The organism is Neobacillus drentensis (genome assembly GCF_036966985.1).
In the GTDB taxonomy this organism is placed as follows: domain Bacteria; phylum Bacillota; class Bacilli; order Bacillales; family Cytobacillaceae; genus Neobacillus; species Neobacillus drentensis_E.
The window spans coordinates 1-5,542 of record NZ_JBALSN010000298.1 but is presented as its reverse complement, the minus strand read 5'-3'; the positions used below and the strand labels follow the sequence as shown (position 1 = coordinate 5,542).

The following is a 5,542-nucleotide window of genomic DNA, read 5'->3' as shown; positions in this document are numbered from 1 at the left end:
TGCTTCTGATATCTTAATGGCCTCTTCCTTGGAATCTGCTCTTACAACGGCGACGACCCCACAATCGGATATTTTCGTTAATACGTCTAGTTTTTTCAATATTTTCTCCACCTTTCATTTATTCGTTTTCCAACGGCAGCTATTAATAAAGTGATTGGCTACCCAATTCTTACTTGTGACGTCTTTTCAGTCGCCTATCTGGGCTATTGGCTACCCAAATTTTACTTGTGACGCCTTTTCGGTCGCCTATCCGGCTTATTGGCTACCCAATTTTCACATGTGAAGCAAGTTGGGTCGTCAATAATAGGAAATGGGCCATGACAAACTTCGCATGACCCACCAACACCTATCTAACCGTAACTTTTTCCTTATCTGATATAACATACTTCTCCATAGTACGGCGCACGGCACCGATGCCGGCAAGCATGTCATAGAACATGGACTCAATCTTTTCTCCCAATCCTATCTCATACAAATTGACTCCAAAGATTGCTTCATTGGACAGGATTTTATTTATATTAGATGTTCGGTCACCCAAAGCAACACCTTCAAGTGCCGCCTTCAGGGTCTCAAGCTGTGGATCAGGACTTAGCGTAAAGGACTTGCCTTCATCATCAATGCCGAGTAGATAGCGGCACCATGTTGCAATCGCAAGTGGGATTGCGTTCAAATCAGCCGGATTCAGGTCCTCTCTTTTTACATAGGACTTCAACGTTTCACCGAAGCGGATTCCAACTTTTAGGGATGTGTCGCACGCGATGCGCTGCGGCGTATCCGGGATATATGGGTTGGAAAAGCGTTCGTTCAAAACTTCATCCAGGAAGGCTTTCGGGCTGATAATCTCAGGGTCGACCACTACCTTCAATCCTTCTTGATAACCGATCATTTCTACAAATTTTCTCAGTGTTTCGTCTTTCATTTCATCTGCAATTAGAGTATAGCCAAGCAGGCAGCCGGAAACAGCCAATGCTGTATGAAGCGGATTCAGGCAAGCGGTCACCTTCATCGTTTCAATGTTGTTTACTGTTTCCCTGTCCGTAAAAATAATCCCGGCCTGTTCCAGAGCAGGACGGCCATTCGTGAATTTGTCTTCTATGACAAGGTATTCACTTACTTCTGCATTAACGAAAGGCGCCGTATACGTATTTTTAGGTGTGACAATGATATCCATGCCAGTAATCCCTTGATTAACAAGAGCTTCTTTCACCTTTTCAGAAGGCCTTGGCGTAATTTTATCAATCATGGTGTAAGGGAAGGTAATCTTGCCTTCATCCTCAAGATAAGCAATAAAGCCCTCCTCCACCTGTCCCCTCTTGAGCCATTCCTTTGCAATGGTTAAGACGGCAGCTTTGAGTTTATCGCCATTATGGGAACAGTTATCCATGCTGACGAAAGTCATCGGATATTGGCCTTTTAAATATCTGCGGTAGACAAGCGATGTGACAATGCTCATAGCATGAACAGGTTGATCCAATCCAGTTTCAAAATCTTTTTCAACCATACCTATGAACTCCCCAGATGGATTCGTCAAGGTATAGCCTTTTTCCGTAATTGTAAAACTGGCCATCTGCAGACTTGGATTTTCAAAAATCTCAATCAGTCGGTTGAATTCATCGTTCCTGTTAAAATCGGCCGCAATCGTGTCGACAATGCTGTTAATGACAGTCTTTTCAAAAGAGCCGTTTGCTTTCATGGTGACAAGCAGAGTCAGGTTATCATAGGGCTTATTTAACCGGTCGATCATGTCAAAATCATACGTTTTCACCGCGATAATTCCGGTCTCGGCTTGTCCTTGGTTTAACAGTTTTTGATGCGCATTAGCAACAAAGGCCCTAAAAATATTTCCAGCACCAAAGTGTACCCACTGCGGCTTTTCTAGCGTGTTTTTGGCAACCTGTTCAAAATCAAATTGCGGAAGTTCGACGCCGATTTCTTTCCATGCTTCAGCTTCATTAACTATGCTGTTTCTCTTTAATTGTAGCACTTAGCTCTCTTCCTTTCTCTTTTTCCAGGCTGTCCCAAACACCCAGCATGTACATAATTCCAAGCGCTCTGTCATACAGCCCATAACCAGGTCTGCAATGTTTCTCTTCACCCCAAAGGTGACGGCCGTGATCCGGGCGGACATAACCTGTAAATCCATTTTCATGGTATGCTTTGATGACTTCGGCTACATCGACGCTTCCATCCTGGCCGCGGTGAGAGACTTCAATAAAATCGCCATTTTCAAACACTTTCACATTTCGGATATGTGCAAAGTGGATTCGATCATGAAATTCGCGAATCATAGCCGGTAAATCGTTCTCCGGATTGGTTCCTAATGACCCTGTGCAGAATGTTAACCCGTTGTAAGGACTATCTACAAGATCGAGGAATCTTCTGATATACTCCCGATTGCGAATAATACGCGGCAGTCCGAAAATTGGCCAAGCAGGATCATCCGGGTGAATCGCCATTTTGACATCATATTCTTCACATACAGGAATCACTCGTTCAAGGAAGTATTTCAAGTTGTCGAAAAGAATGTCTTCGGTTACTCCCTCATACGCTTTAAACAATTCGTCCAACTTCGCCATACGTTCTGGTTCCCAGCCCGGCATCGTAAAGTCACCGGCGCCGCCGAGGATTTTTTCAACCATATCTTTTGGATCATCGGTAATTGCCGCTTTTTCATAGAACAGGGCATTGGAACCGTCAGGCAATTCCTTATATAGGTCCGTTCTTGTCCAGTCAAAAACCGGCATAAAATTATAGCAAATCACTTTTACTCCGACTTTAGAAAGCTTCTTAATGGTATCGATATAAATATCGATATACTTATCCCTAGTAGGCAATCCGATTTTGATATCATCGTGAATGTTTACACTTTCTACTACAGCCGGGCTGAATCCTTTGCTGCGAATTTGGTCCGCAACCTCCTGGATTCTTTCCATTTCCCATTCTTCCCCTGCAACCTTATCATGCAGAGACCAAACTGCTCCCATTACACCCGGAATCTGCCGAATATGATCAAGTGTAATCGAGTCGTTCCCTTCCCCATACCATCTCCATGTCATTTGCATCGATATCCACTCCTTCTCTTTTTATCGTGAAAAATCTAAATGAACTTTTCTAACTGCATCTGGATTTGTTTCGATTAATTGGATCGCTTCTTTCACTTGCTCGAAAGGAAACGTATGTGTCACAAAGCTATCTGTATCTATTTTTCTATGATTAAAAAGATCGATGACTTCTGGAAACTGGTTCGTTTGCAATCTGGATCCACTGACTGTCAGTTCCTTTTTCGTAATTTCCAGCTGCGGGATTCCTGACTTTTCTTCACTAAATCCTAAAACAACAATTCTTCCAGCAACTGATGCAAGTTGGACAGCTTGTTCGAATGTTTTTGTTGTACATACGGCATCGATGACAACATTCGCTCCCATTCCCTCAGTTAATTCATTAATTTTTTGAAAAATATCTTCGTTCAACGGGTTGACCGTAAAATCAGCACCGAGGCTTTCGGCATAGCTCAACTTTTCCTCGCTTAAATCTGAAATGATAACTGTTGCCCCTCTATACTTGGCAACCTGCAAGGCACAAATCCCAATCGGGCCGGCGCCCATGATAAATACAACATCTCCCTGCCTAACATCCCCACGCCAATTTGCTTGTGCCCCAATTGTAAAGGGTTCTACTAAAACTGCTTCTTTCCAAGCTAATGTTGGGTCAACTCTGTGAGCCATTTTTTCAGGGACGACTACATACTCTTGATAGCCACCATCAATGTGAACCCCAAAAACCTTTAAATTCTGACAGACATTTTGACGTCCAGATCGGCACGCATAGCATTCTCCACAAGTGAGAATCGGTTCGATGACAACATGATCATCCACCTTAAGGGAGGTAACCTCTGCGCCAGTCTTTACTACTTGGCCAGTGACTTCATGTCCGATTACTCGCGGATAGGTAGCTACTGGTGAGGTACCATGATAGATATGGATATCTGAACCACAGATACCAGCCATCTTCACTTGAATAAGAACCTCATTTTCATGTTGAATCTGTGGCATTTCTTTCTCAATGATTTCAAGCTGCCCTGGTTTAACCACTTGTATCGCTTTCATTAATTCCTACTCCTCTACCCTTCTTCTCTTAAATACTAGTATACAAGTATAAAGAAAAATATACAGTATACTAGTATACAAGGAAGGGCGTAAATTTGATTCATTTGATATAGCTTAATTATATTACACTCGTATACTAGCATACAAGTTTTCAGTTACGGAATTAAACCGCTTTCCCTGTCAACTCAGCCTTATATTTTTTAGTAATAGGTTTAACAAACTTAATGACTGCCAATGAAGCAAAAACCGCTAAACCTCCGGCCAATAAAAATGCCGCGGTGTAAGTTCCAGATTTCTCCACAAGGAAACCAGTTAATGTAGGCCCAATGATTCCAGCCGTATTAGCCAAAAAGTGCATGAATCCTCCTACAGATCCTACGTTCTTTTGGTCGACAACGTCTTGGACGATCGCCCAGTAAATCGCACCTGTTAAATATAAGAAGAAAACAGATAATGCTACTAAACTTACAGCAGCCACTGTGGTTGTAACGAGACCAGCGATCCCAATACAAACTGCAGATGTAAACAAACAAGATACTAATACTACTTTACGAGCAAATAAGGCTTTTCCTACTTTTTTATACACAAAATCAGAAACCATACCGCCGGAAGCTAGACCAATGAAACCCAATACCCAAGGAATAACGGTTACGACACTCATTTCTTTAATACTTAAGCCGCGTGCATCGGTTAAGTAACTTGGGAACCAAGTTAAGAAGAAAAATAGAATATAGTTATACGCGAAGAACGCAAAAGCAGTAAATAGGACTGTTTTTTGTTTTAAATAAAATGTTAATGGTATTTTTGCACCTGACTGATTTTGATCTGACTTTACAGAGCCATCATTTTGCTTACTTTCCTCAGCAGGTTTATCTTTAATAAAAATCCACCAGCATACTGCCCAAACGATTCCAATGATCATAATAAGAACGAAAGAGACTTTCCAGCCATAATTCAAGGCAATGATCCCAACGATAGGGCCGGCAATCGCTCCCCCTAGTGGTGTACCGCTATTAGCAAGCCCAATCGCAGTTGCCCGCTTATCTGAAGGGAACCAGTTATTGACCATTTTATTAATAGTTGCCGACAATGGTCCTTCGCCCATTCCAAAAAGTACCCGAATAACAATCAAGCTGGCAAGGCTGAATGCTAACGCGATCGCACCGCTGAATAAAGACCAAACAACCATAGCTACGAACAAAGTAAGTTTTGCCCCGTATTTATCAGACGCTACTCCGCCAATAAAGTTGAAAATGGCATATCCAACAGAGAAACTACTAAAGACGATCCCCAATTGTGTCGGTGATAAATGTAAATCTTCGGTAATAAAAGGTGCAGCAATAGAGAGAGCAGATCTGTCTAAATAGTTCACCACACCTGCCAAGAAAAGCATTACTAATACAATTGTTTTTCCTTTTGAAAACATATATTAAACC

4 protein-coding genes are annotated in these 5,542 nt (G+C 42.1%); all 4 read right to left on the bottom strand.

Features of this window, described 5'->3' with window-relative positions:
* Nucleotides 1-346: 346 nt before the first annotated feature.
* The 4 genes from V7659_RS19380 to V7659_RS19365 all read right to left on the bottom strand — a co-directional run bounded on the left by V7659_RS19380 (nucleotide 347) and on the right by V7659_RS19365 (nucleotide 5,532).
* The gene (locus V7659_RS19380; RefSeq protein ID WP_335541505.1) at nucleotides 347-1,984 is read right to left on the bottom strand and encodes a mannitol dehydrogenase family protein; all 1,638 of its coding nucleotides are present in this window, start codon (nucleotides 1,982-1,984) and stop codon (nucleotides 347-349) included.
* A complete protein-coding gene (gene uxuA / locus V7659_RS19375; RefSeq protein WP_335541503.1) occupies nucleotides 1,953-3,062 on the bottom strand; it encodes a mannonate dehydratase in 1,110 nt (369 codons plus the stop codon). Before uxuA ends, V7659_RS19380 begins: the two co-directional genes overlap by 32 nt.
* A gap of 21 nt (nucleotides 3,063-3,083) precedes the next feature.
* A complete protein-coding gene (locus V7659_RS19370) occupies nucleotides 3,084-4,106 on the bottom strand; it encodes a zinc-binding alcohol dehydrogenase family protein (protein ID WP_335541501.1) in 1,023 nt (340 codons plus the stop codon).
* Nucleotides 4,107-4,269: 163 nt separating this feature from the next.
* On the bottom strand, nucleotides 4,270-5,532 hold the full coding sequence (locus tag V7659_RS19365; RefSeq protein ID WP_335541499.1) for an MFS transporter: 1,263 nt from the start codon (nucleotides 5,530-5,532) through the stop codon (nucleotides 4,270-4,272).
* Nucleotides 5,533-5,542: the final 10 nt, after the last annotated feature.